We start from the raw sequence: 26,534 nt of genomic DNA on the forward strand, positions 1-26,534 counted from the left end.
CATCGGCCGTGGATTCCCGCCGCGCGCCTTCGCATTGCGTAGATCGGCGCGCGGACTGACCGGCTCGAGCCGGGACCGCTCCCGACGCCGAGGCGTGGCTACGCTTGCGGCACGTCCTGCGTTTTTTCTCGATGCCGCTGCAACGCCCATTGCACGTGCTCGCGGACCAGTGCGCTGGCGTGTTCGCGGCGCGATTCCAGGGCGGCCAGCACGTCGGGCGTGGTGGGGGCATTGCCCAGCGCAACGGCGATGTTGCGAAGCCAGCGCTCGTGGCCGCTGCGGCGGATCGCCGAGCCTTCGGTGCGCCGCAGGAACTCGTCCTCGTCCCAGGCAAACAACTGCGCCAGGGTCGCCTTGTCGAGGTCGTTGCGGGCGCGGAAGTCGGGTTCGTCGTTGCGCTTGGCGAACTTGTTCCACGGGCACACCAGCTGGCAATCGTCGCAGCCGAAAATGCGGTTGCCCATCGGCTCGCGCAGGTCCGGCGGAATGGAGCCTTCGTGCTCGATCGTCAGGTAGGAGATGCATCGACGCGCGTCGAGCCGATGCGGTGCGGTGATGGCGCGCGTCGGACAGATGTCGATGCACCGCATGCAGGTGCCGCAATGCGCACTGGCCGGAACATCCACCGGCAGCGGCAGATCGACGTAGATCTCGCCGAGGAAAAACCACGAGCCGCCGTCCTTGTCGATCAGGCAGGTGTGCTTGCCGATCCAGCCCAGCCCCGCGTTGCGCGCCAGCGCGCGTTCGAGCACCGGCGCGGAGTCCACGAACACGCGATGGCCGAACGGCCCGACGACGTCCGCGATGCGGTCGGCGAGTTTCTGCAGGCGCTGCCGCATCAGCTTGTGGTAGTCGCGGCCGAGAGCGTAGCGGGCCACGTAGGCGCGCTCGCCGTCGGCGATGGTCTGCCAGGCGCTGTCGTCGTCGTTGCGGCCGTAATCCAGGCCCACCGAGATCACGCGCAGCGTGCCGGGGATCAGCTCCTGCGGGCGGGCGCGCAGTTCGCCGTGCCGCGCCATCCATTCCATCGAGCCGTACAGGCCCTGCGAGAGCCAATCGCGCAGATGCAACTCGTCGGCACCCAGCTCGATCCCGCTGATGCCGCAGCGCTGGAACCCGAACTCGCGCGCCAACTCGCGGATGCGCCGCGCCAGCGCGACGTGGTCGACGTCCGGGGCGGTGGGCGGGGTGCGGGTGTGGGACGGCTGCAACATCCCGCAAGTATAGAATCGCCGGATGCCGCCCACCTCGACAATACCGTTGTTGCGCAGCGGTCAGGTCCGCCGGATCGAGGGCGCCGCCGCCCGCCTGCACGGCGCCGGCCCGGCCGAACTGATGCAGCGGGCTGGGCTGGCGGCGTGGCGATTGCTGCTGGAACGCTGGCCGCGGGCGTTCTGCATCGGCGTGGTCTGTGGCCCGGGCAACAACGGGGGCGACGGTTACGTTCTGGCGCGCCTGGCGCTGACGTCCGGTCGACCGGTTCGAGTGCTGGTACTGCCTGACGGCGCGCCGCGCAGCGCGCTGTGCCGCGACGTCGCGGCGCAGTACGCGGCGTCCGGCGGGGACGTTCAGATCTACGACACCGGCGACGACCTGCCGGACGTCGACATCTGGGTGGACGCACTGTTCGGCATCGGCTTGACCCGGGACCCGGACGCCACCACCACCGCGCTGATCCACGCGATCAACGCCGATGGCGTGCCGGTGCTGTCGCTGGACGTGCCCAGCGGCGTCGACGCCGACAGCGGACGGGCCGCGTCGGCGTTTTCTGCCGAGGTGACGCTTACCTTCATCGCCGCCAAGCCTGGTCTGTTGACCGGGGCAGGGCGGGTCCAGGCGGGCAGCGTGATCGTCGCCGACCTTGGCCTGCCGCCATCGCTGATTGCCAGCGAAGGCGCCTCGACGGCGCTGCTTCGCGGTGCACTCGCGCAGTGGCTGCCGCGTCGCGAGCGTGGCGCGCACAAGGGGCACAACGGCCACGTGCTGTGCGTGGGCGGCGATACCGGTTTTGGCGGCGCGATCGTACTGTGTGCCGAAGCCGCGCTGCGGTGCGGCGCCGGTCTGGTCAGCGTCGCCACGCGCGCCGTACACATCGCGCCGCTGCTCGCGCGACGGCCCGAATGCATGGCGACGGCGGTCGACAACGCGGCCCAGCTCTTACCAATGATCGAACGTGCGTCGGTGATCGCGATCGGCCCCGGACTGGGGCAGGGCGAGTGGGGCGAGGGACTGCTCGATCTCGTGCTCGCCAGCGGCAAACCCCTGGTGCTGGATGCCGATGCGCTGAACGCGCTGGCGCGGCGCCCGCGGAAGCTGGTCGACGCGGTGTTGAGTCCGCACCCGGGCGAAGCGGCGCGGTTGCTGGGTGTTACCGTCGCGGCCGTCGAGGCGGACCGCTTTGCCGCCGCGGCGCAATTGGCCGAACGCTACGCCTGCGTTGTCGTGCTGAAAGGTGCCGGCACGGTGGTGGCCGCACCGGGTGCAACGGCGCGCGTGATCGATGCGGGCAATCCGGGCATGGCTGTCGGTGGCATGGGCGATGTGTTGACGGGTGCGATCGCCGCGCTGCGGGCGCAGGGACTGGCGGTGTTCGACGCGGCCAGCTGCGCTGCGTTGCTGCATGCTGCCGCGGGCGACATGGCCGCCGGTGACGGCGGCGAGCGCGGCCTACTTCCGGGTGACCTGATGCCCTACCTGCGTAGGCTTGCCAATCCCGACACCACCGACGACTCCTGACGCGCAATCGCATTCGCAATGACCGCCGGCCTCTCCGCCTACCACCCAACCACCACGCAGGACCCGCAGTGACCGATACCGCAACGCGTGCATCGCCCCTGGCCGAACACCAACTCGATCTGGCCGACGCCGATGCCACCAACCAGCTGGCCGCCCGGCTCGCCGGTTCGCGGCCGCCCCGCGCGGTGGTGTACCTGGAAGGCGAGCTGGGCGCCGGCAAATCCACGTTGGCCCGGGCGTTGCTTCGCAGCCTGGGGGTGGTCGGGACCATCCGCAGCCCCACCTACACGCTGGTCGAGCGATACCCGCTCCCCGCCGGTGGCGAGGCCTGGCACATGGACCTGTACCGCATCGGCGATCCGGGCGAACTGGAGTTCCTGGGCCTCGACGGCGATGACGTCGTGCTGTGGCTGGTCGAATGGCCCGAACGCGGCGTCGGCGGCCTGCCCGCCGCGGACCTGCGTGTCCAGCTCACGATGAAGGGCGATGGTCGGCACGCCCGCCTGGCCGCCGGAACCGTTGCGGGACGGACCTGGCTGGACACCCTGTCCGCCACCAAAGGCGCTCCGGCCAACTCCTGAACCATTGCCTAGGAAGTTCCGGCAGGTCGCGGATTCCAAAGGAAAAAGTTCTTGCAATCACCCAGGGCCGGTGGTTGACTACCGCCCATGCGAGTCAAAGGGGCCACCGTCCAGAAATTCCTGCTCGGCGCGGCCCTGTTCACGGCGCTCGGCTGGAACCTGGCGCACGCCAGCGAAATCAAGGGCGTGCAGGTCAGCACCGGCGCCACCGGTACCCGCGCCGAGATCGCGCTGTCGGGCACGGGCGAGTTCAAGGTCATCAGCCTGCACGGCCCCGAGCGACTGGTCGTCGACCTTCCTGCATCGTCCCTGGCACGTGGCACGCAGTTGCCTGCCGGCACTGGCGTCGTCCGCTCGATCCGCAGCGGCCAACCGGTTCCCGGGACGACACGACTGGTGTTCGACCTCGAACAACCCGTGGCCGTACTGAAACCGCGCATCGAACAAAGCGGCACCGGCCCGCGCCTGGTGCTCGAATGGCCGGGCGATGGCGTTGCCTCGCGCCCGGCGACGGTCCCAGGTGCCGCGGCGCCTGCCGCAACCACTTCCACCACCACGCTGCCTTCAGCCGGAACGGCATCGACGGCGACGGCGATGGCTTCGACGCCGGCCCCGGCGGCAACCGTCCCGCAGGCAACTGTGCCGCGCTCGGAAGCCACTGCACCCGCGGTCTCGACCAGCGCGGCCTCACCGGGCCTGCCTTCAACCGCAGGCGCTGCCGGCACGCCCGCGTACGTCGCGCCCGACGCGGCGTCGGCCGCCGCCACCACGCGCCTGATCTCCGAGCTGGCCGCTCGCGCGGCCACCGCGCGGGGCGCCAATGCGGCGGGACATCCCGCGCCCGTGTCCTCGGCAGCGGCTCCCGCTGCAACCCTGCCGTCTGCAACCGTGCCGTCGTCGTCGCAGGCAACCGCGCCTGCCGCAGTCGCGCCGCGGGTGCCGACCACGATCGCAACCGGCGTCCCGACTCGTATCGCCACCGGGCAGCCCACGCCGGCTCCTGGCGCCGGCACATCGGCCACGCCGCCGGGCACGCCATCGGGAGCTGCCGCCACGCCCGCCCCGGTGCGCACATTGCAACAGGTGATGCGCGGCGGCATGCGCCCGCTGGTCATCGCGATCGACGCCGGGCACGGCGGTCAGGACTCCGGTGCAGTTGGACTGGCGGGCCGTCGCGAGAAGGACGTCACGCTTGCCATCGCACGTGAACTCGCGCGTCAGATCAACGCCACGCCTGGGCTTCGCGCGTACCTGACGCGCGACACCGACGTGTTCATCGCGTTGCCACAGCGTGCGCGCCTTGCGCGTTCGGCGCGTGCGGACATGTTCGTGTCGATCCACGCCGACGCCGCCGAGAACCGCGCTGCCAAGGGATCGTCGGTGTACGTGTTGTCGACGCGTGGCGCTTCCTCGCAGCGCGCGCGTTGGCTGGCCGACAAGGAAAACGCCTCCGACCTGGTGGGTGGCGTGCGCCTGCGCGACACCGACAACACCCTGACCTCGGTGCTGCTCGACCTCACCCAGAGCGGCCACATGCGCGCGTCCGAAGACGCGGCCAACCACGTGCTCAGCGGCCTCAAGCGCATCGGCAACAACCACAAGCCGCACATCGAGCGCGCCAACTTCGCGGTGCTGCGCACCTCGGACATGCCGGCGATGCTGGTCGAGACCGCCTTCATCTCCAATCCCGATGAAGAGCGCCGCCTCGTCGACCCGGCCTACCAGCGCACGCTGGCGCGCGCGGTGCTCGACGGCGTCAACACCTATTTCACCCAGCAGCCGCCGCCGGGCACGATGTACGCCGCCCGTGCACAGGCGCAAACGGCCGGAGCCGCGGGCGGCAGCCCCTGATCGTGCTCGGCTATCATCGGCGCTGACTTCCTGACGACGCCCACGGGCGCCGCGAGCACCGTGACGATCCGCCAACTGCCTGACACCCTGATCAACCAGATTGCCGCCGGCGAGGTCGTCGAGCGTCCCGCTTCGGTGGTCAAGGAACTCGTCGAAAACGCCCTCGATGCCGGCGCCAGGCGCGTGGACATCGATCTCGAAGAGGGCGGTGTCCGCCTGATCCGCGTACGCGACGACGGCAAGGGCATCGGTGCCGACGAACTGACGCTGGCCGTATCGCGCCATGCCACCAGCAAGATCGCATCGCTCGACGATCTGGAAGGCGTGGCCACGCTGGGGTTCCGCGGCGAGGCGCTGCCGTCCATCGCCTCGGTCAGTCGCTTCGTGGTGAGCTCGCGCCGCGTGGAGGCCGAACACGGCGCCACACTCGAGATCGATGGCGGACGGGTCGGCGAGGTCACGCCACGCGCGCACCCGCAAGGCACCACCATCGAGGTGCGCGACCTGTTCTTCAACGTGCCCGCGCGCCGCAAGTTCCTGAAGGCCGAGCGCACCGAACTGGGCCACATCGAAGACTGGCTGCGCCAGCTGGCGCTTGCGCGACCCGACGTCGAACTGCGCGTCTCGCATAACGGCAAGGCGTCGCGGCGCTGGAAAGGCGATGGCGACCTGCTGTCGGACGTACGCCTGCACGAGGCGTTGGGCGAGGAGTTCGCGCGTAACGCGATGCGCGTCGACCATGCCGCCGCAGGCTTGCGCCTGCATGGCTGGATCGCCCAGCCGGCGTACAACCGCGCCAGCGCTGACCAGCAGTACCTCTACGTCAACGGCCGGGCGATCCGCGATCGCAGCGTCTCGCACGCCGTCAAGCAGGCGTATGCCGACGTGCTGTTCCACGGGCGTCAGCCTGCCTACGTGCTGTTCCTCGAACTCGACCCGCGGCGTGTCGACGTCAACGTGCACCCGGCAAAGCACGAGGTGCGTTTTCGCGATGCGCGGCTGATCCACGATTTCGTCTACCGCACGCTGCACGAGGCGCTGGCCGAGACACGCGCCGGCAATGCGCCGCTCGCACCCGGCAACGGCAACGCGGGCATCGATGGCGATCGTTGGCAGCAGGGCGCGATGGCAGCCGGTGGGTCGGCGTACCGCTGGAACGCTCCGCAGGCGCCGTTGGGCCTGCAGGTGGCCGATGCGCGCAACCTCTACGCGGCGCTGTACGGACAGCCCGGCGCGGTGCCTGCCGATGGAGATGCGCCGGTTGCGGCGTCGGGCATGCCGTTCGCGGCGGCGGCGTTTGCCGGTCCGTCGTCTGCGGCCCCGCCGTTCACGCATCAACCGATGCCCGACGACGCTCCGGGCGGCATGCCGCCACTGGGCTATGCGATCGCGCAGTTGCACGGCATCTACATCCTGGCCGAGAACGCCGACGGACTGGTGGTGGTCGACATGCACGCCGCGCACGAGCGCATCGGCTACGAGCGGCTCAAGCACGCGCACGATGGCGAAGGCCTGCGAACGCAGCCGTTGCTGGTGCCGGCCACGCTGGCGGTGTCCGAACGCGAGGCCGATGTTGCCGAGCGCGAGTCGGCCACGCTGGACGCACTGGGCTTCGAGGTGACACGCAGTGGCCCGCAATCGCTGACGTTGCGCAGCGTGCCGGCGCTGCTGGCACATGGCGACGTCGAGGCGCTGTTGCGCGATGTGCTGGCCGACCTGCGCGAACATGGCCAGTCGCGCCGCGTCGCGGAAGCACGCGACGAACTGCTGGCGACCATGGCCTGCCATGGCGCGGTACGCGCAAACCGTCGACTCGGCCCGGCCGAGATGAACGCCTTGCTTCGCGACATGGAAGCGACCGAGCGTTCCGGGCAATGCAATCACGGCCGTCCAACCTGGACGCGTTTCAATCTGGCGGAAATGGACCGCTGGTTCCTGCGGGGAAGATAAATGCAACCACGTTCGACATTGCGGTATTCGCTGTTGTCTGCGGTGCTGCTCACGCTGACCATCGCCGGGTGTGGCGGGTCCGGACCCGACGCGGCCAATGCCGACGCGGCCGCGGCGCAAGCCAATGCTGACGCGTTTGCGGCCCAGCAGCAGGCCTGGCGCGACGAGCGCAAGGCCGGGTTGATCAAGCCCGACGGCTGGACCTCGCTGATCGGCCTGCACTGGATCGGACCGGGCGGGCACTACCTGGGAAGCGATGCCGACAACGGCATGCGCCTGGGCATGGGGCCCAAGCACCTGGGCATGATCGACCTGCGCGGCGGTCGGCTGCGTTTCGTGCCCGAGAGCGGGTTGGCGCTGACCCTCGATGGCCAGCCGCTGGCCGGGCCGGTGTTCCTCAACACCGACGAAGCGGTGGCCGGCCCAAGCGTGCTCGGCTTCGACGAAGGCAAGGGCCTGGTGACCGTGATCAAGCGCGGCGACCGCTACGCCCTGCGGGTAAAGCACGCCGATGCGGCCACCCGCACCGGTTTCAAAGGCATCGACTACTGGCCGGCCAAGGAAGACTGGAAGATCACTGGCAAGTTCGTTCCCCATCCGCCGGGCCGGACGATCGAGGTCGCCAACATCGTCGGCACCACCGACAAGGTGCCCAACCCTGGCGCCGTCGAGTTCGAGCGCGACGGCAAGTCGTACCGCATCGAGGCGCTCGACGAGGGCGACGGCGAGTTGTTCCTGGTGTTTGCCGATCGCACCAACGGCCACGGCAGCTACGGCGCCGGTCGCTTCCTGGATGCCACCCGACCCGACCCGCAGGGCCGGGTGACGCTCGACTTCAATCGCACCTACAACCCGCCATGCGCGTTCACCGCGTTTGCGACCTGCCCGCTGCCGCCGCCGGAGAACCGGCTCGACTTGCTGGTGGACGCCGGCGAGAAGGCCTACAAGGCGGCCAACTGACCGCTTCACCACCACGGACTCCTGCCTTGAACCCCAACCTGCTTCCGATCCGCTTCGCCGGCCTCGTTGCGATCCTGATCGCGGCACTCGTCGGACCCATCGCACCCGGCCATGCGGCCAGCAAGCCGCATTCCGAAAAACCGATGGCGCCGCCCGTGGCACCTGCAGGCGTGTCCAAGGAAGTGCAGCAACAGCCGCCGGTGCCGTTGCTATGGAAGCTTTCCGACGCCGACAACAGCGTGTACCTGCTGGGTTCGTTCCACGTGCTCAAGACCACGGACTATCCGTTGTCGACGGACGTGGAAGCGGCGCTGGGCAACGCCGAACGCGTGGTGTTCGAGGTGCCGCCGGCGGAATTGAACGACCCCGCACTCTCCAGCAGGATGCTGGCGGCCGCACGCTTCGGCGACGATCGCACCCTGGCCAGCGTGCTGCCGGCCAAGTTGCACAGCCGCCTTGGCGCGCGACTTTCCGCGATGGGATCCTCGATTGAGCTTCTGGATGCCTACGAGCCGTGGTTCGTGACGTTGAGCCTGATGATGGGCGAATCACGGTCGAAGGGCTTCTCGGGCGAAATCGGCCTCGACACGCACCTGATGGGCCGCGCGCATGCCCAGGGCAAGGGCACAGGCGGTCTCGAGACGATGGCGTCGCAGTTGAAGTTGCTCGACAGCACGCCTCTGGAAGAGCAGATCAGCGGGCTGGAAGAGTTGCTGGGCGAGCCCGACAAGCATATCGCCGACACCCTGGATGCGATGCACGGCGCGTGGCGCAGCGGCGATGTCGCCGCGCTCGATGCGCTGTTGCGCGAGGACATGCGCAAGCAGACCCCGGAGACCTATCAGCGGTTGAACGTCGAACGCAACGAGGCCTGGCTGCCGCAGGTGCGCGCCATGCTCGACACGCCCGGCAGCGATGACGTGCTGGTGGTCGTGGGCGCGATGCACGTTTTGGGTCCGGATGGGCTGGTGGAACGGTTGCGCAGCCAGGGCTACCGGGTGGAGCGCGTGTGCTCGGCCTGCGCGGGCGAAGCGGCGCACTGAATCCCACGGGCACCGGCTCCCGCGTCGGTTCCAGCGCCAGCGCCAGTGAAGATTCCAGCGCCGATTCGGGCACCGGCTCCGGCGCTCGGCACTTCAAAGCAGATCGATTGAAGACGTCCCGTGCCCACGAGCGCGGGGCGACTGTCCTCCCGGTTGCGCGCTTCAGCGCTCCTGGAGTCCAGCCTGCCGGTTGCTGACGGATTCGTCGGGAAGCCGCGGCGCTACCAGGACGATGCAGTCCACCGGGCAGGCCGGCACGCACAACTCGCAGCCCGTACAGAGCGGCTCGATGACGGTGTGCATGTGTTTGGCGGCGCCGACGATCGCGTCGACCGGGCAGGCCTGGATGCACTTGGTGCAGCCGATGCAGTCGGCCTCCACCACGAGCGCCACCTGGGGCGGCTTGTGTTCGCCACGGCTGCGGTCGTACGGCCTGGGCTCGGCGCCGAGGAGTCGCGCCAACGCCATGGCGCCGGCATCGCCGCCTGGCGGGCAATGGTCGACGCCGGCATCGCCCGCGGCCATCGCCTCGGCGTACGGCCGGCAACCCGGATAGCCGCACTGGCCGCACTGGGTCTGCGGCAACAGGCGATCGAGGCGTTCAACGAGATCGGGAGTCATCGTGGGCGCAGGCTGCGGCGCGTTCTGCCGGCGGCGTGGGGTTGGCCGACCGGCAGGCTGCGGATCACGCGATTCAGCGGACCGGCATGCCGGGCAGCGCGCCGTGGTCGGCGTCGAGCAGGAACAGCCCGCCGCCGTCGAAGCCGGCAGACAGCACCATGCCTTCGCTGAGGCCAAAGCGCATCTTGCGCGGCGCCAGGTTGGCGATGAACACCACGCTGCGGCCGACCAGCTTCTCCGGCTCGCCGTACGAGGTGCGGATGCCGGAGAAGATCTGCCTCGTGCCGAGCTCGCCGGCGTCGAGTTCGAAGCGCAGCAGCTTGTCCGAACCCTCCACGAACCCGCACGACAGCACCTTGCCCACGCGCAGGTCGAGCTTGGCGAAGTCGTCGATGCCGATCGTCGCCGCGGCGCCGGGTGCGGCGGCCGAGGCCGGCGTCGCGGCAGCCGGCGCCGCAACCGGGGCGGCCGCAGCGGGCTTGGCATCGGCGGCGGGAGCGGCGGTGAGGGTGTCCTTGGAGGCTTCGGTCATGGCGTCGATCTGCTTGGGGTCGATACGGGTGAACAAGGGGGTGTAGGGCGCGATCGGGCGTGCCAGCAGCGGCGCGTCCAGGTCGCTCCAGTGGATCACCGGCGCATCGAGGAAGGCCTCGGCTTGCGCGGTCACGCGCGGCAGCACCGGCTTGAGGGCGGCGTTGAGAACGCGGAACAGGTTCAGGCCCTGCGTGCACACCGCCTGCAGTTGGGCGTCGGCGCCTTCCTGCTTGGCCAGCACCCACGGCTTGGTGTCGTCGATGTAACGGTTGGCCTCGTCGGCCAGTGCCATGGCCAGGCGCAGCGCCGTGGCGGCCTCGTTGCGGGCGTAGGCCTCGGCGATCGGTTGCAGCTGCTGCACGAAGCGCGTGTACATCGCCGCATCGGGCAATGCATCGGCCAGCACGCCACCGAAGCGCTTCTCGATGAAGCCCGCACAGCGGCTGGCAAGGTTGACGAACTTGCCCACCAGGTCGGAGTTCACGCGTGCGACGAAGTCGGCCAGGTTGAGGTCGAGGTCGTCGACGCCGCCGGAAGTCTTTGCCGCGTAGTAGTAGCGCAGCGCTTCCGGGTCCAGGCCGACGTCGAGGAACGTACGTGCCATCACGAACGTGCCGCGCGACTTGGACATCTTGGCGCCATCGACCATCAGGTAGCCGTTGACGTGCAGGCGGGTGGGCGCGCGCATCCCGGCGCCGTGCAGTACCGCCGGCCAGAACAGGCCATGGAAATTGACGATGTCCTTGCCGATGAAGTGGTGCAGTTCGGCCTGGCTGTCGGGGCGCAGGTAGCTGGCGAAATCCAGGCCGCGGCGCTCGCACAGCGCCTGGAAACTGGCCAGGTAACCGATCGGCGCGTCGATCCAGACATACAGGTACTTGCCCGGGTGACCGGGGATCTGGAACCCGAAGTACGGCGCGTCGCGCGAGATGTCCCAGGCGCGCAGGCCGCCTTCGGCATCCAGCCATTCCATCAGCTTGGCCTTGACGCCGGGCAGGGCCACGTCGCCGGACAGCCACTCCCGCAGGAAGCCTGCGAGGGGGCCGACCTCGAAGAAGAAGTGCTCCGAATCGCGGAGCTCCGGCGTCGCGCCCGACAGCACCGAGCGCGGTTCCTTGAGTTCGGTCGGCGCGTAGGTGGCGCCGCAGTGCTCGCAGTTGTCGCCGTACTGGTCGGGGGTACCACAGTTGGGGCAGATGCCCTTGACGTAACGGTCGGGCAGGAACATGCCCTTCTCGGGATCGAACAGCTGCGCCACCGAACGGCGGCTGATGTGGCCGGCCTGCTCGAGCGCGAGGTAGATCGATTCGGTCAGCGCCTGGTTGCGTGCCGAGTTGGTCGAGTCGTAGTTGTCGAACGCCACGCCGAAGTCGGCGAAGTCACGTTCGTGGTCGGCCTGGATGCCGGCGATGTAGGTTTCCGGCGACATGCCGGCCTTTTCGGCTGCCAGCATGATCGGCGTGCCGTGGGTGTCGTCGGCGCAGACGAAATGCACGGTGTTGCCGGCCATGCGCTGCGCGCGTGACCAGATGTCGCCCTGGACGTAACCGACCAGGTGGCCCAGGTGCAGCGGACCGTTTGCATAGGGCAGGGCGCAGGAAACGACGAACTCGCGTGGCATGTCGGTGGTGGGCGATAGCGGGCTGCAAAGTATCGCACGCACCCGGACCACTACCGCCCAGCCTTGCCGCCGACGGCTGTCACGGCCCGCGATCCGGCAGTGACGTGCCATGTCGAGCGGGCACGACCAGGCACGACCCGCGGAACGACATACGCGAGACCGAAAAAGAGAACGGCCCGCGATGCGGGCCGTTTCCGGAGTGCGTCCAGTGCCAGCCGCCCCAGGGCAGCAGGCACCGTGGGGTGCTCAGTTCCTGCGGGTCCAGGTCTGGTTGCGGCCCAGCAGCGAGAAACCGAGGAAACCGCGGACTTCCATCGTGCGGCCGTTCGCGGCCGGACGCAGGCGCACCGAGTAGATCTTGCCGGTGGCCGGGTCGAGGATCTGCCCGCCTTCCCAGCTGTTTCCCCTCTGGCGCACGCCCCACATGATGACCATGCCCTTGACCGGCTTGTTCTGGCGATCGCCGCTGCACTTGTCGCAGACCGGATTGGGGCCGCGGTCGGACTGCAGGACTTCGTTGACCTTGGCCGCCACGCTGCCGTCACGGGCCGCGTAGATCTCGACGACGGACTTGGGGTTGCCGGTCTTGTCGTCGACCGTGGTCCACACGCCGATCGGCGACGCCTGCGCGAAGGCCACCGACGAAAACGCGAACGAGGACAGCACGAGCATCAGGGCGAGCAGTTTGTTGCGCATGTTCCCCTCCCAGGGTTTGCATGGTTGGACCGCGGCCGTGGCGAGTGCATGGCTGCGCGGCTTCGGTCTTTATACCCCGCATCCGCCGAGGTACGGAAGCGTGACGGTCGCGGTCTTCAGGGCCCAGAAAAACGAAGCCCGGCATGCGCCGGGCTTCGTCAAATCCATTCAACCGGGATCAGTTGAACTTGTAGTCGAGCTGCACGAAGATCTCGCGCCCGATCGGGCTGTAAGCACGCCAGAAGTACGGGTACGTGTTGAACGAGTTGTCTTCCGGGTGCAGCTTGTCGAACACGTTGTTCACCGCGACGCTGATCGAAGCCTTGTCGGTGATCTCCTTGCGGACACCGGCGTTCCAGATCACGTACGAGCCGATGCGACCGGTCTCTTCCCAGTTCGGCAGCGAGCCCCAACGGTAGCCGTACAGCGAGACCGCCCAGTCGTCACGCTCCCAGTCCAGCTGCCAGTTCACGCGGCTGCGGAAGTTGAAGTAGCTGAGATGGTCACGGGTGTTGACGATCGGCTCGCCTTCGAACTCCTGCTCTTCCAGCTTCAGCACGTGCGTCCAGGCCAGCGTGGCGCGGAAGTTGCCGTGGCGGTCGGTGTCGAGTTCGTACGCCACCTTGGCGTCGATGCCCGACGTCTCGATCGAGGACTGGTTGATCGGATTGCGGCGGATCGCATCGATGTCGCCCTGGTCCGGACCGCTCGGGACGCGATCGACCATGCTGAGCCACTTCTGGCAAGCAGCCGAGCTCGAATCGACCGGCGTGCCGTCGCGCTCGCGGCCCAGGCGGCAGTCCGCTTCATTGCGCAACAGATAGCTGCTGCTGATGTCGGAGACCTGCTTCTCGAGACGGATCTTGTACCAGTCGACGCTCATGCTGAGGCTGTCGGTGGCGTCCCACACCACGCCGGCCGACCAGGACTTGCCTTCTTCCTCTTCCAGGTCCGGGTTGCCAGAGCGGGTGCCGAACACGGAGTAGGTATAGGTCGAGCTGCCCGTGCAGGCGGTGTCCGTCGGGTCGATGCCGGCCTGACGGCAACCGTATTCGTCGGTGACCGTCTGGAAGAAGCCCGACTCGTCAGCGAACACGTAGTGCATGTCCGGGGCGCGGAAGCTGGTGGCGTAGTTGCCGCGGAACAGCAGGCTGTCGATCGGGCGCCATTCCAGGCCGGCCGACATGGTGACGGCATCGTCCACGTCGGTGGCGTCGTCGTACTTGTCGTAACGACCGGCAAGGTTGGCCTTCAAGGTGCTGAAGACCGGAATGCTGAATTCGACGCCTGCCGCATAGCGGTTGCGCTCGCCGCCACCGCCGGTGCCAGTGAGGTTGTAGATCTCGGCGACATCCGGGTGGATGCGCGGATCCGGCACGAGATCGTACTGCTGGCGTGCGGCTTCAACCGTAGCCGCCATGCCAAGCGGACCGGCCGGCAGTTCGAACAGGTCACCGCTGAACACGAACGAGGCCTGGTCGACCTTCGATTCGGCCTCGGTATTGACCGTGGTGATCAGCGACTGGAAGACGTCGGGAGACAGCGGGCTGAAGTAGCGCTCTTCGTTGAGGTCGTAAACGGGGCGTCCCGAAACCACACCCAACTGCTCACCCAGGAAGTAGTCGTTGATGGCGCTGGCCAGGAAGCGCGGCTGCTTCGAGTCGACACGGTACTCGGCATGCGAAACGGTGGCATCCCAGTCGAAGCGACCGTTGAACACCGTACCGCGCAGGCCGAACGCGAGGTCGAACGCCTTCTCGTTGACGCGGGTCTGCTGGGCACCCAGGCCGCCGACTTCGCTCGGGGTGAAGATGCGCTGCGCGTCGACGATCGTGCCGTATTGCTGATCGACGTACAGTGGGCTCTGCCAGAACTGGGTCGAGCTCGCGATCTTGGCCTTCGAATCCGAGAAGCTCAGCTGGGCCATACCCTGCAGGTTGTCGGTGAAGTCCAGCGTGCCGTACAGGTAGCCGCTGATGGTGTCGTCGGAATTGCGGATCTGCTGGGTTGCCGGGAAACCGTAGTAGCCGCAACCGGTACCCAGGTTGTTCGGGAGGGTGAACGTTTCGAAATCGGCGAACTTGCTGCAGGTTTCGGCCGCATCCACCGGCCAGATCCGGTTCGGCGTACGAGGCGGCTGCAGGCGATCGCGGACGCGGATGCCTTCCACCGGCGGACCCTGCAGCGGATCGTCGCGGTAGGAGTCCATGAACTCACGCTGCGAGGCGAAGATCGCTTCGCGGGCGAGGTACTCGAACGCGTAGGTCAGGTTCCAGTTGTCGCCACCGGTGCCGCCAACCCACTGGACGCGGCCCGTGTCGCCGCCACCGCGGGAGCTGGTGCCACCACGGACGGTCAGCAGGTTGCCGTCGTAGTTGGTCTTCATGATGATGTTGACCACGCCGGCGACGGCGTCGGAGCCGTAGATCGCCGAGGCGCCGCCCGACAGCACTTCGATGCGCTCGATCGCTGCGGCCGGGATGTTGGCCAGGTTGACCGCGTTCGACTGGCCGTTGTAGGGCAGCGGATAGTCGGCAGCACGGCGGCCGTTGATCAGCACCAGCTGGTAACCCGGGCCGAGGCCGCGCAGGTTGAGGAAGCTGGCGTTCGGGGTGAAGCCGCTCTGGGTCAGTTCGTTCTGCACCGAGCCGGTGAACTGGCTCAGGGTATTGAGCGCGTCATAGACGGTGCTGAAGCCCTGCTTTTCGATCTGGTCGGCGGTGATCACGGTGACCGGTGACGGGCCTTCGATGTCGACCCTCTTGATGCGCGAACCGGTCACGACGACCGTGTCGAGATCCTGCTGGGCCGACGCGTCCGCGGGAGCGCTTTGGGGAGCGTCCTGTGCAAACGCAACGCCGGCGACCGGCATGACCAGAGCGGCAAGCAACGCTGCGCTCAAACGGCTGCGGCGCAGCCCTGTGCTTTCAACTGCCATTCGTGAAATCCCCTAGTGAATTTACTCGATCGTCTACAGGCCACATCCGGTGGAAAACGCTGTAGGTGTCAGCCACTGACTGCTCGACCTTAACATGCGTTTAACGCTTCTGTCACACGCGCATCACAAAAAAAGCAAGGGCTTTTATGAACCCAGACTGCAGCAGCGTTTGACCGCGCAGCACGACGCAGGACCGCCCACGAATTCGCGGGAAGGCCCTAGCCGTCTCGCTTTCAAGACGCATGCCGGTGCAATCCCCCCTACCTCGGCGTGCAGCGGGGGACCCCCGTGAAGACGAGCCGGCAACATCGGCAAGGTGGCTGGCGGTTGGAATTCACGCCTGCGAAAACGAAGAAGCCCGGCTTTCGCCGGGCTTCCTGAAGGTGCGGGACGGGCCCGCGCCGTACGTGCGTTGGACTCAGTTGAACTTGTAGTCGAACTTCACGAATACCTCGCGACCGACCGGGCTGTAGGTCGGGTTGAAGTACGGGTACTGGGTGTAGCTGTCATCGCGCGGGGCGAGCTTGTCGAACAGGTTGTTGACCTGCAGGCCCAGGCTGGCGCGCTCGTTGATCTTCTTGCCGATGCCGGCGTTCCAGACCAGGTACGGCGCGGTCCGATCGCTACCGTCGGCCTTGGGCAGCGAGCCCCAGCGATAGCCGTGCACGTTGGCGTTCCAGTCGCCACGCGACCACGCCGCGCTCCAGTTCATGCGGCTGCGGAAGTTGAAGAAGCCGCGGTCGTCACGGGTGTCCTCGATGGCGCTGTCGGCGAACTCCTGCCGTTCGAAGTCGAGCACGTGGCTCCAACCCAGGCCGAGGTTGAAGTCGCCCAGTCGCGCGGTCTCGAACTTGTAGCGCCAGTTGACGTCGACGCCGGAGGTTTCCTGCATCGCCTGGTTGATCGGGAACGAGGAGTAGTTCGCGATCGAACCGTCGCCATTGCGGCGGACCAACGACATCACCGACACGCAGTACGGGCTGTCGGTGGCCACGGCATTGCCGGCCCGGTCGGTGCCCAACCGGCACGCGGCTTCCTCGCGCATCAGCGTGCGGACCGAGATGTCGCTGACGCCACCTTCGAGCTTGATGTTGTACCAGTCGAGGCTGACCGAGAGGTCGTCGATGATGTCCCACACCATGCCCAGGGTCGTCGAGGTTCCCTTCTCTTCTTCGAGCGCGGTGCTGCCGTTGCGGAAGCCCGCCACCGAAGGCTGCACGCCCAGCGTGTTGCAGGTCGTCGAGGTCGGATCGACGCCGTTGGCACGGCAACGGAACTCGTCGACGATGTCGATGTAGAACGCCGAGCTGCTGGCATACATGTAGTGCATGTCCGGCGCGCGGAAGCTGGTCGCGTAGCTGCCGCGCACCAGCAGGCTGTCGAACGGACGCCATTCCAGGCCCGTGCTCCAGGTGAACGCGTCGTCGACGGCCGTGGCATCGTCGTACTTGTCGTAGCGGCCGGCGAGGCTGGCCTTCAGCTGGCTGGTCAGCGGGACGCTGAACTCCAGGCCGAATGCGTAGCGGTTGCGCTTGCCTTCACCGCCCGTGCTGACCAGGTTGAAGCTGCCGCTGCCCGGATTGCCGGGCAGGGTGCGGCTGTCGGGAGTCAGCTCGTACGACTGGCGTGCACCTTCCAGCAACGCCGCCATGCCCACCGCGCCGGCGGGCAGTTCGAACAGGTCGCCGCTGACCACCAGCGTGCCCTGGGTGACGCTCGATTCGGCTTCCGAATGCACGGCCGTGCTCAGCGACCGGTACGTATCGGCGTCGAGCGGGTTGAACAGGCGGTCGGTGTTGATGCCCGCGTAGATGGGCCGGCCCTGGGCGTCGCGGCCGAGTTCCTGGCCGAGGAAGTACTCGTCCAGGGCCTGGGTCAGGAACATCCGGCGATTGATGTCCAACTCGTAGCGCGAGTGCGACAGCGTCGCATCCCAGCTGAAACGACCATCGAGCATCGAGCCGCGCAGGCCTGCGGTCGCATCGAAGGTGGTTTCGTCGTAGTGCTGCGCGTAGGCGTCGACACCGCCGATCTCCGACGGCGCGAACGAGCGCACCGCAAATGCATAGGCGTTGAGCGAGAGGTCGCCGAACACCTTCGTCCACTGCTCCATGCGCGGAACCAGCGTGGCGCGCGAATCGCTGACGTTGATCTGGCCGTAGGCCTGGGTGTTGTCGTCCAGGTACCAGGTGCCCGCCACGTAACCGGCCAGGTTGCGGTCGGAGTTGCGCACGCTCTGGGTGGCGGCGTGGCCGTTGTACAGGCACGAGTTGCCGGCCACTTCGAATTCCTCGAAGCGCGCGCAGGTGGTTTCGAGTCCGGCGGGCCACAGGTTCTGCCCCGTGGCGCCGCTGAACAATCCGACGCCAGTCGTGCGCGGCCCGTTGGCCGGACCGTCGAGCGCGGAATCCATGAAGCCACGCTGCGAGCCGAGGATCTCCTCACGGGCGCTGACTTCCAGGGCGTAGGTGACGTTGAACGCGTCGCCGCCCTTGCCGCCGAACCACTGCAGACGGCCGCTGTCGCCGCCGCCGCGCGAGGTGGTGCCAGCGCGCAGGGAGAACTGGTCGCCCTCGTAGTTGTTCTTGAGGATGATGTTGACCACGCCGGTGATCGCGTCCGAACCGTAGATCGCCGAGGCGCCGCCGGAGAGGATCTCGATGCGTTCGACCGCGGCCGTCGGGATGTTGGCCAGGTTCACCGCGTTGGAGCTGCTGTTGTAGGGCAGCGGATAGTCGGCCGTGCGGCGGCCGTTGATCAGCACCAGCTGGTAACCCGGGCCGAGGCCGCGCAGGTTGAGGAAACTGGCGTTGGGGGTGAAGCCGGTCTGGTCGAACTCGTTCTGCACCGAGCCGGTGAACTGGGTCAGGCTTCCGAGGGCGTCGTAGACGTTGCTGTAACCCTGCTTTTCGATGTCGGCCGCGCTGATGATGGTGATCGGCGCAGGGCCTTCGATCTCGGCGCGCTTGATGCGCGAACCGGTCACGATGACGGTGTCGAAATGGTCGGTGCTGTCCGCGACGTCGACCGTTTCCTGGCTGGATTGCGGTGCGGCTTCGGTGTTACTGTCCTGTGCGAACGCCGCGCCAGCGGCGGGCAGCATCAGGATGGCGATGAGGGCGGAACTCAGGCGACTGCGTTCCATGCTTACTTCAAAAACTGCCATTACATCCTCTGGATCTACTTAAAGTGTGGGGACAGCCGGGAAGACACCACGCCGCCAATTGCGGTGCGGTGTTACAACTCGATACGCAAAGCCCCGGAAGTTTAACGAATTTCTTCTATTTCGGCTGAGGCTACGGTCACAGCCGACATTGCCGTCATCCCAAAACCGCCACGACCCCCGACATGACACTTGCGTTCGAGACCCAGGTGGCGCAGCTGCGCCTTCCGTCCACCGACACCACGCTGGCCGAGATCGGCGCGCGTGTCACCGCGGCCGTCGATGGCTCGTCGGTGGCCGTGTCGGTGCGTGTTGGCGTTCCCGCGGCAGCGCTGCGCGATGCCTTGCAGGGCCAGGTGCAAGAGCTCGCGCAGGCATGCGGTTGGACGCTGGCGCGTTTGGAGTTCGAACAGCGCATTGCCAGCCATGCGGTGCAGCCCAACGTCGAAGTGCGGCCGAACGTGCGCAACCTGATCGCGATCGCGTCGGGCAAGGGTGGCGTCGGAAAGTCGACCACCGCGGTCAACCTCGCCCTGGCGCTGGCCGCCGACGGCGCGCGCGTGGGCGTGCTCGATGCCGACATCTACGGGCCGAGCGTGCCGATGATGCTGGGCCTGCACGGCCGCCCGGACAGTCCGGACGGCAAGAGCATCGAGCCGATGCGTGCCTACGGCATCGAGGCGATGTCGATCGGCCTGTTGGTCGAGCAGGACACGCCAATGATCTGGCGCGGACCGATGGCGACCTCGGCACTGACGCAACTGCTCAACGACACCCGCTGGGGCGAGCTGGACTACCTGGTGGTCGACCTGCCGCCGGGTACCGGCGACATCCAGCTGACGCTGGCCCAGAAGATCCCGGTGGCCGGGGCGGTGATCGTCACCACGCCGCAGGACGTGGCCACGCTGGACGCACGCAAGGCCTTGAAGATGTTCGAGAAGGTCGAGGTGCCCGTGCTGGGACTGGTGGAGAACATGGCGGTGCATGTCTGCAGCAATTGCGGACATGCCGAGCACGTTTTCGGCGAGGGCGGTGGCGCGCGCATGGCACAGCAGTACGGCGTGCCGTTGCTGGGCAGCCTGCCGCTGGAGCTGGCGATCCGGGAACAGGGCGATGCCGGCCGGCCGGTGGTGGTGGCCGACCCGCAGTCAACTGCCGCTCGTAGCTACCAGGCGACCGCTCGTCGGCTCGCGGCAGCGCTTGCGCAGCGTCCCCATACGCCGCGGCCCTTATCCGTATCGCTTCTGGGCACCTGAATCGGGAAGCAGCAGTGCTGCTCTGCAACATGTGCCAGCTAGGCAAGTCGGTCACATTCGGCGGCGCTTTCCGTTGGGAGAGCCATAACCAACCGTCGAGGGTCGTTCCGAATGAAGCAGCCGTTTCGATTCGCAATGCTGGCCGGCGCCGTGCTCACCACGCTGGGCCTTTCCTCCACTGCAATGGCCGGCGGTCGCGCCGACCTGGTGCTGGCCGCACTCAAGGCCGGCCGCGCGCACCAACCCAATGAACTCCTGGTCAAGTACCGCGACGGTTCCACCGCCGCCCAGCAGTCGTCGGTCCGTCAGGGGCTGGGCGCACTGAAGGTCGACACGGTCCGCGGCGGCAACGGCGGGCGCGGTGAACTGGCGCTGCTGCGCCTGCCGACGGGTCGCGACCTGGCGGCCACGTTGCGTGGCCTGAACGGCAATCCCAACGTCGAGTACGTCGAGCCGAACTGGACCTACACCCACAGCGCCAGCTCGAACGACACCTACTACACCAATGGATCGCTCTGGGGCATGTACGGCGACGCCAGCAGCCCGGCGAACCAGTACGGCTCGCAGGCCGCCGAGGCCTGGGCTGGCGGGCACACCGATTGCAGCGGCGTGCTGGTGGGCGTGATCGACGAGGGCATCTACTACGCCCACGAAGACCTTGCGGCCAACATCTGGAGCAACCCCTACGACGCGGCCGACGGCATCGACAACGACGGCAACGGCTACGTCGACGACGTTCGCGGCTGGGATTTCGACGGCGGCAGCAACAACATCAATTCCGGCGGCGCCAACGACGACCACGGCACCCACGTCTCGGGCACCATCGCCGGCGTTGGTGGCAACGGCAAGGGCGTGGCGGGCGTGTGCTGGAGCGGCGTCAAGCTGATCAGCGGCAAGTTCCTCGGTCGTCGTGGCGGCACCACCGCCAACGCGATCAAGGCGGTCGACTACTTCACCGACCTCAAGACCCGGCACGGCCTCAACATCGTCGCCACCAACAATTCGTGGGGCGGTGGCGGTTTCTCGCAAGGCCTGTCGGATGCGATCACGCGTGCCAACAACGCCGGCATCCTGTTCATCGCCGCCGCCGGCAACGACGCCTACAACAACGACACCACCGCCAGCTATCCTTCGAACTACCCGCAGGCCAATGTCATCGCGGTGGCTTCGACCACCAGCACCGGCGGACTGTCGAGCTTCTCGCAGTGGGGCCCGACCACCGTCGACATCGGCGCGCCGGGTTCGGCGATCTGGTCGACGGTGCCCAAGAGCTCCAAGGGCAACCTGATCTCGAGCTATGCCAGCTACAACGGCACGTCGATGGCGACCCCGCACGTGACCGGCGCGGCGGCCCTGTACAAGTCCTCGCATCCGGGGGCGAGTGCGGCCGACATCAAGGCGGCGATCCTCGGCACGGCAGTGCCCACGCCGTCGCTCAGCGGCAAGGTACTGACCGGCGGGCGCCTCAACGCCAGCGGGTTCTGAGCATCGCGCGGGACTGGGCCGATCCGGTCCGGTCCCGCGTCTGCCCGTGCCAGCCGCACTTTCGAGGCCCGGCCACCGCCGGGCCTTTTTCGTGGCCCATGGGCGGCCTGGGCGCCGCGCGGCGTTCGTCGCCCCGCGTCCACCGGCGCCGGTCCAGCGGCTAGAATCGCGCCTTCTTGCCCGCTGGACAGCCGCACCGTATGAGCATCAAGTCAGACCGCTGGATCCGCCGCATGTCCGAACAGCACGGCATGATCGAGCCGTTCGAACCCGGCCAGGTGAAGCAGGACGCCGCCGGCGAACGCATCGTCAGCTTCGGTACGTCCAGCTATGGCTACGACGTGCGCTGCTCGCGCGAGTTCAAGGTGTTCACCAACATCAACTCGACGATTGTCGATCCGAAGCATTTCGATCCGGGCAGCTTCGTCGACATCGAGAGCGACGTCTGCATCATCCCGCCGAACTCGTTCGCGCTGGCGCGCACGGTCGAGTACTTCCGCATTCCGCGCGACACGCTGGTGGTCTGCCTCGGCAAGAGCACCTACGCGCGCTGCGGGATCATCGTCAACGTGACGCCGCTGGAACCCGAGTGGGAAGGCCACGTGACGCTGGAGTTCAGCAACACCACGCCACTGCCCGCGCGTATCTACGCCAACGAAGGCGTGGCGCAGATGCTGTTCTTCCAGTCCGACGAAGTCTGCGAGACCTCGTACAAGGACCGTGGCGGCAAGTACCAGGGCCAGACGGGCGTGACGCTGCCGCGTACCTGAGCGGGCCCTTGCGCACCCACATCGACCGGACAAATTGACCATGGACGAACTCAATCCCTACCAGGCTCCGGCCGCGCCGGTTTCTGCAGTCGATGGCGAATCGGTGCACGCGCTGGCCGATCGTGGCGAACGGCTCGCCGCAGTGCTGATCGATGCCGTGATCTCGATCGTTGTGATGCTGCCGGTGATGTTTCTGGCCGGCTACTTCGACATGGTCCGCGCCAACGCCGACGCTGGGCGGATACTCCTGCCCCTGGGGCAGATCCTGCTGTGGGCGGCGATCGGTTTCCTGGGGTTCGTGCTGATCCAGGGCATCCCGCTGCAGGCGACGGGCCAGACGTGGGGCAAGCGTCTGCTGCGTATCAAGATCGTCGACCTGGCAGGCACAAAGCCCAGCCTGGCGACCCTGATTGGCAAGCGCTACCTGCCGCTGCACGCGCTGGCCAACGTGCCGTGCCTGGGCAGCCTCCTGGTACTGGTGGATTGCCTGATGATCTTCCGTGACGACAAGCGCTGCCTGCACGACCTGGTCGCTGGCACGCGCGTGGTCAAGGCCCGCTGAGCGGGCAACCCGCGGGCCGCCGCCGCGTGCCATCAGGGCTTCTGGTACGTGACGAAGAAGCCCTGCAGGTCGCCGTTCTCGATGTAGGGCTCGACGCTGACCACCTTGTAGCCGTGGCCCGCGAACACCTGGTGGGCCTTGCTCAGCGAATTGGCCGAGCCCTGGTTACGAAAGCCCCAGCTGGAATCGACCCAGACCGTCACCGCGCTCATGTTGGCGGCAGCGGCCTCCTGCGCCGATTGCTCCACCGGCTTGTCGAACAGGCCGGCGTGAGCGGGCAGGGTGGCGGCGAACGCGGTGCTGGCGAGCAGGGCGGCGAGCAGAAGGTGGCGCATGGGGTGTCCTCGTGTCGGGGGCGTCGGGAGCGTGGGCGTGTGGCACGGCCGGCATCGCACTGGTGGACCTGGCGCCGAACCGTTGGGGCTGGCGGGCGTCCTGGGCGATGCGGCCCGGCGGGATCGTAGCGGCTGCGTCGCGGCAGGGGTACCGATGCGATGCCCTCGCCGACGGGTCAGTCGGGCGCGGGTCAGCCAACGCGGGTCAGCCAGTGTCGCTGTTCAAAGTGCCTTGTCGGTGTGGCTTGTCGGCGTGGATCGCCAATACGGACGGTCAACGTGATTGCCCGGGAGATAGCCGCCGCCCGTGGCCAACTCACGTCGGCGATCCGCCGGTTGGTCGATCGTTGCCTAACGCAGGCGTGTGGCGAGCGTGCCCGATTAAGGAGACTTGTCTGCGGCGCCCGGCTTGCCTGTGGGGCGTTTCGGCGGCGCTGGCTTTTTCGCCGGAATGTCTGCGCGTTTCGCCACCCTCGCTACCTGCAGCGATTCGCGCGCGAGCGCCTGCAGTGCGTCGGCGTCCTCGAGCAGGTCGGCAGGCACTACGTGGTAGCGGTGGACGTCGACGATGCCCTTGCGGGTGGCATAGCGGAAGCAGCTGCCGCCCATCGCGACATACCGCGGCCGCGTGCTGTCGTCGACTGCGAAGTACAAGGTGTTGCCCATCAGCATCGCGAACTGCACGTCGTTGCACCACAGCGCGGTGCCGCCGAAGAATCGCCCACTGCGGATACCGGCGATGGGGCCCAGTTGGTCCAGCACGTAGGCGAGAAAGTCCGGGCTGCTTGCCGTCAGCATGCGCGGTCCTGCCGGGTCCGGCGTTGGTGCCGGGTCAGGCGCCCAGCTCAGCCTGCAACAGGCGCACGCGACGCACCAGCTCTTCGGGCAGGTACGCGCTGGCGGCGGCATTGCCCCACACCGGTCGTGGCCAGGCGATGTCGTCCTGGAAGCGCGCGATCACGTGCACGTGCAACTGCGGTACCAGGTTGCCAAGTGCGGCGACATTGAGCTTGAAGGGCTTGAACACCGCCTGCAGCGCGCGGCTGGTCACGGCAATCTCGCGCATCAGTTCGGCCTGCTGCACCGCGTCCAGGTCGACCAGTTCGGTCGCCTCGGCCACCCGCGGCACCAGGATCAGCCAGGGGTGGTTGGCATCGTCCATGAGCACCAGGTCGCTGAGCCCGAGGTGGGCCACCGGATGGGTGTCATCGGCCAGCTGCGGGTGCAGGTGCCAGCCGGGTGGCGGGTTGCGGTTCATCGCAGGTTCTCCGCGAGAAAATCGATGCTGCGTTGCCAGGCCAGTTCGGCGCTGGCCTGGTGGTAGTCACGGCGCGGATCGCAGTTGAAGCCGTGGCCAGCCGGGTAGAGGTGGATGATCGCGCCGGGCAGCTTCCGGCGGTGCAAGGCGATCGCCTCGGGGGGGATGCTCGCATCGTGTTCGCCGAAGTGGCACAGCAGTGGCGCCAGCAGCGGCTCACCGTCGTTGCGCTGATCGAGGAAGTCGACGCTGCGTGCGCCGTAGTAGTCCACCGCCGGCAGGCCCAGCCGGGCGGCAGATAGATAGGACAGCGTGCCGCCCCAGCAGAAGCCGACGACGCCGGTACGCAGGCCTTCGAGCTGCAGGTGTTCGGCGCTGGCCGACACCAGCTCCAGTGCGCGGTCGAAGCCCAGCGCGGCGGTGAGCTGCCTGCCCCGCGCGACGCCGGCGTCGTCGTACGCCAGCTCGACGCCACGTTCGACCGGATCGAACAGCGCCGGGGCGAGCGCCGTGAAGCCGGCCGCGGCCACGCGATCGACGACGCTGCGGATGTGCCCGTTCAGGCCGAAGATCTCCTGGACCACCACGACCCCGCCGCGCGAAAGCCCGACGGGCGCGGCGTACCAGCCCGCGATGCGTCCGTGTTCGGTGTCGAGGTCGATCCAGTGGCCCATTGCGGTCTCCGTTCAGCTGCCGGGGGCGAAGGCTCGGGTTGATTCTAGACCCGAGGCTATAATCCGCGCCCCAGTCCGTTCCCGCGTGCCCGACACGGCGCGGTCGAGACGGGCGGGCCTCTCCGCCAGCGATCGCCAGCCATGTCCCTGCAAAACCCCAAAGTCGGATTCGTCAGCCTCGGTTGCCCCAAGGCCCTCGTCGACTCCGAACGCATCCTCACCCAGCTGCGCGTGGAGGGTTACGAACTCGTACCCACTTACGACGATGCCGACGTGGTGGTGGTCAACACCTGCGGCTTCATCGAATCGGCGGTGACCGAGTCGCTGGACGCGATTGGCGAGGCGATGTCCGAGAACGGCAAGGTGATCGTTACCGGCTGCCTGGGCAAGATGCCCGAGCAGATCCGCCAGGCGCACCCGGGCGTGCTGTCGATCAGCGGGCCGCAGGACTACGGCAGCGTGATGAGCGCCGTGCATGCGGCCATCCCGCCGCGCCACGACCCGTTCCTGGACCTGCTGCCGGACTACGGCCTCAAGCTGACCCCGAAGCACTACGCCTACCTGAAGATTTCCGAAGGGTGCAACCACCGTTGCAGCTTCTGCATCATCCCGTCGATGCGTGGCGACCTGGTGTCGCGTCCGGTCGACCAGGTGCTGCGCGAGGCCGAAAAACTGGCCATGGGCGGCGTCAAGGAACTGCTGGTGATCTCCCAGGACACCTCGGCGTACGGCGTCGACGTGCGCTATGCCGAGCACGAGTGGCGCGGCAAGTCGTACCAGACGCGCATGAAGGCGCTGTGCGAAGGCCTGTCGGAGCTGGGCCTGTGGACGCGCCTGCATTACGTCTACCCGTACCCGCACGTCGACGAGATCATTCCGTTGATGGCCGACGGCAAGATCCTTCCCTACCTCGATATTCCGTTCCAGCACGCCAGTCCGCGCGTGCTCAAGCTGATGAAGCGCCCGGGCGCGGTCGACAAGACCCTCGAGCGCATCCAGCGCTGGCGCGCGACTTGTCCGGAGCTGACGATCCGCTCGACCTTCATCGTGGGTTTCCCCGGCGAGACCGAGGCCGAGTTCGAGGAGCTGCTGGACTTCCTCGACGAAGCCCAGCTCGACCGCGTCGGTGCGTTCGCGTACTCGCCGGTCGATGGCGCCACCGCCAACGCGCTGCCCGATCCGGTGCCCGAGGACGTGAAGCAGGAGCGCCTCGCCCGCTTCATGGAGCGCCAGGCCGAGATTTCGACCGCACGCCTGGAGGCCAAGGTCGGCACGGTGCAGCGCTGCCTGGTCGACGTGCTTGACGGGGAACTGGCGATCGCGCGCTCGATGGCCGACGCGCCGGAGATCGACGGCGTGGTGCAGATCCAGAACGGCTTCGAGGCCGGCCTCAAGCCGGGCGAATTCGTCGATGTCGAGATCATGGGCAGCGACGAGCACGATCTGTACGGCGAGGTCGCGTTCGAGGACTGAGTTGATTGCGTCGTGCGGGCCGCGCCC

21 protein-coding genes are annotated in these 26,534 nt (G+C 67.6%); 11 read left to right on the forward strand and 10 right to left on the reverse strand.

Annotated elements, in window-relative coordinates; translation table 11 throughout:
- Positions 1-98: 98 nt before the first annotated feature.
- On the reverse strand, positions 99-1,214 hold the full coding sequence (gene queG / locus EER27_RS05050) for a tRNA epoxyqueuosine(34) reductase QueG (RefSeq protein ID WP_123086933.1): 1,116 nt from the start codon (positions 1,212-1,214) through the stop codon (positions 99-101).
- A gap of 22 nt (positions 1,215-1,236) precedes the next feature.
- Between queG and EER27_RS05055 the strand changes: the two genes are divergently transcribed.
- From EER27_RS05055 to EER27_RS05080, 6 genes are all read left to right on the forward strand, one after another.
- Positions 1,237-2,736 (forward strand): NAD(P)H-hydrate dehydratase, encoded by a 1,500-nt coding sequence (locus EER27_RS05055; protein ID WP_123086934.1) that lies wholly within the window; start codon positions 1,237-1,239, stop codon positions 2,734-2,736.
- Between the two features lie 68 nt (positions 2,737-2,804).
- A complete protein-coding gene (tsaE, locus tag EER27_RS05060; RefSeq protein ID WP_425480815.1) occupies positions 2,805-3,317 on the forward strand; it encodes a tRNA (adenosine(37)-N6)-threonylcarbamoyltransferase complex ATPase subunit type 1 TsaE in 513 nt (170 codons plus the stop codon).
- 87 nt (positions 3,318-3,404) lie between these two features.
- The gene (locus tag EER27_RS05065) at positions 3,405-5,168 is read left to right on the forward strand and encodes an N-acetylmuramoyl-L-alanine amidase (RefSeq protein WP_123086935.1); all 1,764 of its coding nucleotides are present in this window, start codon (positions 3,405-3,407) and stop codon (positions 5,166-5,168) included.
- A 60-nt stretch (positions 5,169-5,228) separates the two neighbouring features.
- The gene (gene mutL, locus EER27_RS05070; RefSeq protein ID WP_123086936.1) at positions 5,229-7,118 is read left to right on the forward strand and encodes a DNA mismatch repair endonuclease MutL; all 1,890 of its coding nucleotides are present in this window, start codon (positions 5,229-5,231) and stop codon (positions 7,116-7,118) included.
- Positions 7,119-8,078 (forward strand): DUF1684 domain-containing protein, encoded by a 960-nt coding sequence (locus EER27_RS05075; protein ID WP_190285651.1) that lies wholly within the window; start codon positions 7,119-7,121, stop codon positions 8,076-8,078.
- A gap of 26 nt (positions 8,079-8,104) precedes the next feature.
- On the forward strand, positions 8,105-9,121 hold the full coding sequence (locus EER27_RS05080; protein WP_190285652.1) for a TraB/GumN family protein: 1,017 nt from the start codon (positions 8,105-8,107) through the stop codon (positions 9,119-9,121).
- A gap of 162 nt (positions 9,122-9,283) precedes the next feature.
- Here the strand turns inward: EER27_RS05080 and rnfB are convergent, their stop codons facing one another.
- The 5 genes from rnfB to EER27_RS05105 all read right to left on the reverse strand — a co-directional run bounded on the left by rnfB (position 9,284) and on the right by EER27_RS05105 (position 18,676).
- Positions 9,284-9,742 (reverse strand): Rnf electron transport complex subunit RnfB, encoded by a 459-nt coding sequence (rnfB, locus tag EER27_RS05085; RefSeq protein ID WP_123086938.1) that lies wholly within the window; start codon positions 9,740-9,742, stop codon positions 9,284-9,286.
- 73 nt (positions 9,743-9,815) lie between these two features.
- Positions 9,816-11,897 carry a methionine--tRNA ligase gene (gene metG / locus EER27_RS05090; RefSeq protein ID WP_123086939.1) on the reverse strand — a complete coding sequence of 694 codons (2,082 nt, stop codon included), beginning with the start codon at positions 11,895-11,897 and terminating at the stop codon, positions 9,816-9,818.
- Positions 11,898-12,143: 246 nt separating this feature from the next.
- Positions 12,144-12,593, reverse strand: a complete 450-nt coding sequence (locus EER27_RS05095; RefSeq protein ID WP_123086940.1) for a DUF2147 domain-containing protein — start codon at positions 12,591-12,593, stop codon at positions 12,144-12,146.
- Between the two features lie 178 nt (positions 12,594-12,771).
- The gene (locus tag EER27_RS17435; RefSeq protein ID WP_317843120.1) at positions 12,772-15,531 is read right to left on the reverse strand and encodes a TonB-dependent receptor plug domain-containing protein; all 2,760 of its coding nucleotides are present in this window, start codon (positions 15,529-15,531) and stop codon (positions 12,772-12,774) included.
- 418 nt (positions 15,532-15,949) lie between these two features.
- Positions 15,950-18,676 (reverse strand): TonB-dependent receptor plug domain-containing protein, encoded by a 2,727-nt coding sequence (locus tag EER27_RS05105; protein WP_190285653.1) that lies wholly within the window; start codon positions 18,674-18,676, stop codon positions 15,950-15,952.
- Between the two features lie 203 nt (positions 18,677-18,879).
- Between EER27_RS05105 and apbC the strand changes: the two genes are divergently transcribed.
- From apbC to EER27_RS05125, 4 genes are all read left to right on the forward strand, one after another.
- Positions 18,880-19,950 carry an iron-sulfur cluster carrier protein ApbC gene (gene apbC / locus EER27_RS05110; protein ID WP_123086942.1) on the forward strand — a complete coding sequence of 357 codons (1,071 nt, stop codon included), beginning with the start codon at positions 18,880-18,882 and terminating at the stop codon, positions 19,948-19,950.
- Positions 19,951-20,061: 111 nt separating this feature from the next.
- Positions 20,062-21,435: a S8 family peptidase gene (locus EER27_RS05115; RefSeq protein WP_123086943.1), complete on the forward strand. Its 1,374-nt coding sequence runs from the start codon at positions 20,062-20,064 to the stop codon at positions 21,433-21,435.
- A 200-nt stretch (positions 21,436-21,635) separates the two neighbouring features.
- Positions 21,636-22,205 carry a dCTP deaminase gene (dcd, locus tag EER27_RS05120; protein ID WP_123086944.1) on the forward strand — a complete coding sequence of 190 codons (570 nt, stop codon included), beginning with the start codon at positions 21,636-21,638 and terminating at the stop codon, positions 22,203-22,205.
- 40 nt (positions 22,206-22,245) lie between these two features.
- Complete coding sequence (locus EER27_RS05125; RefSeq protein WP_123086945.1) at positions 22,246-22,767, forward strand: RDD family protein; 522 nt, start codon at positions 22,246-22,248, stop codon at positions 22,765-22,767.
- 32 nt (positions 22,768-22,799) lie between these two features.
- Here the strand turns inward: EER27_RS05125 and EER27_RS05130 are convergent, their stop codons facing one another.
- The 4 genes from EER27_RS05130 to EER27_RS05145 form a co-directional block, all read right to left on the reverse strand.
- Positions 22,800-23,102, reverse strand: a complete 303-nt coding sequence (locus EER27_RS05130; protein ID WP_123086946.1) for a hypothetical protein — start codon at positions 23,100-23,102, stop codon at positions 22,800-22,802.
- A gap of 381 nt (positions 23,103-23,483) precedes the next feature.
- On the reverse strand, positions 23,484-23,900 hold the full coding sequence (locus EER27_RS05135) for a TfoX/Sxy family protein (protein ID WP_190285654.1): 417 nt from the start codon (positions 23,898-23,900) through the stop codon (positions 23,484-23,486).
- Positions 23,901-23,934: 34 nt separating this feature from the next.
- Positions 23,935-24,360: an HIT domain-containing protein gene (locus tag EER27_RS05140; protein WP_123086948.1), complete on the reverse strand. Its 426-nt coding sequence runs from the start codon at positions 24,358-24,360 to the stop codon at positions 23,935-23,937.
- Complete coding sequence (locus tag EER27_RS05145) at positions 24,357-25,034, reverse strand: dienelactone hydrolase family protein (protein WP_123086949.1); 678 nt, start codon at positions 25,032-25,034, stop codon at positions 24,357-24,359. Before EER27_RS05145 ends, EER27_RS05140 begins: the two co-directional genes overlap by 4 nt.
- Positions 25,035-25,175: 141 nt before the next feature.
- Here EER27_RS05145 and rimO point away from each other — a divergent pair, with 141 nt between their 5' ends.
- Positions 25,176-26,507: a 30S ribosomal protein S12 methylthiotransferase RimO gene (gene rimO / locus EER27_RS05150; protein ID WP_123086950.1), complete on the forward strand. Its 1,332-nt coding sequence runs from the start codon at positions 25,176-25,178 to the stop codon at positions 26,505-26,507.
- Positions 26,508-26,534 lie beyond the last annotated feature (27 nt).

It is taken from the genome of Montanilutibacter psychrotolerans, assembly GCF_003719825.1.
Classification (GTDB): Bacteria; Pseudomonadota; Gammaproteobacteria; order Xanthomonadales; family Xanthomonadaceae; genus Montanilutibacter; species Montanilutibacter psychrotolerans.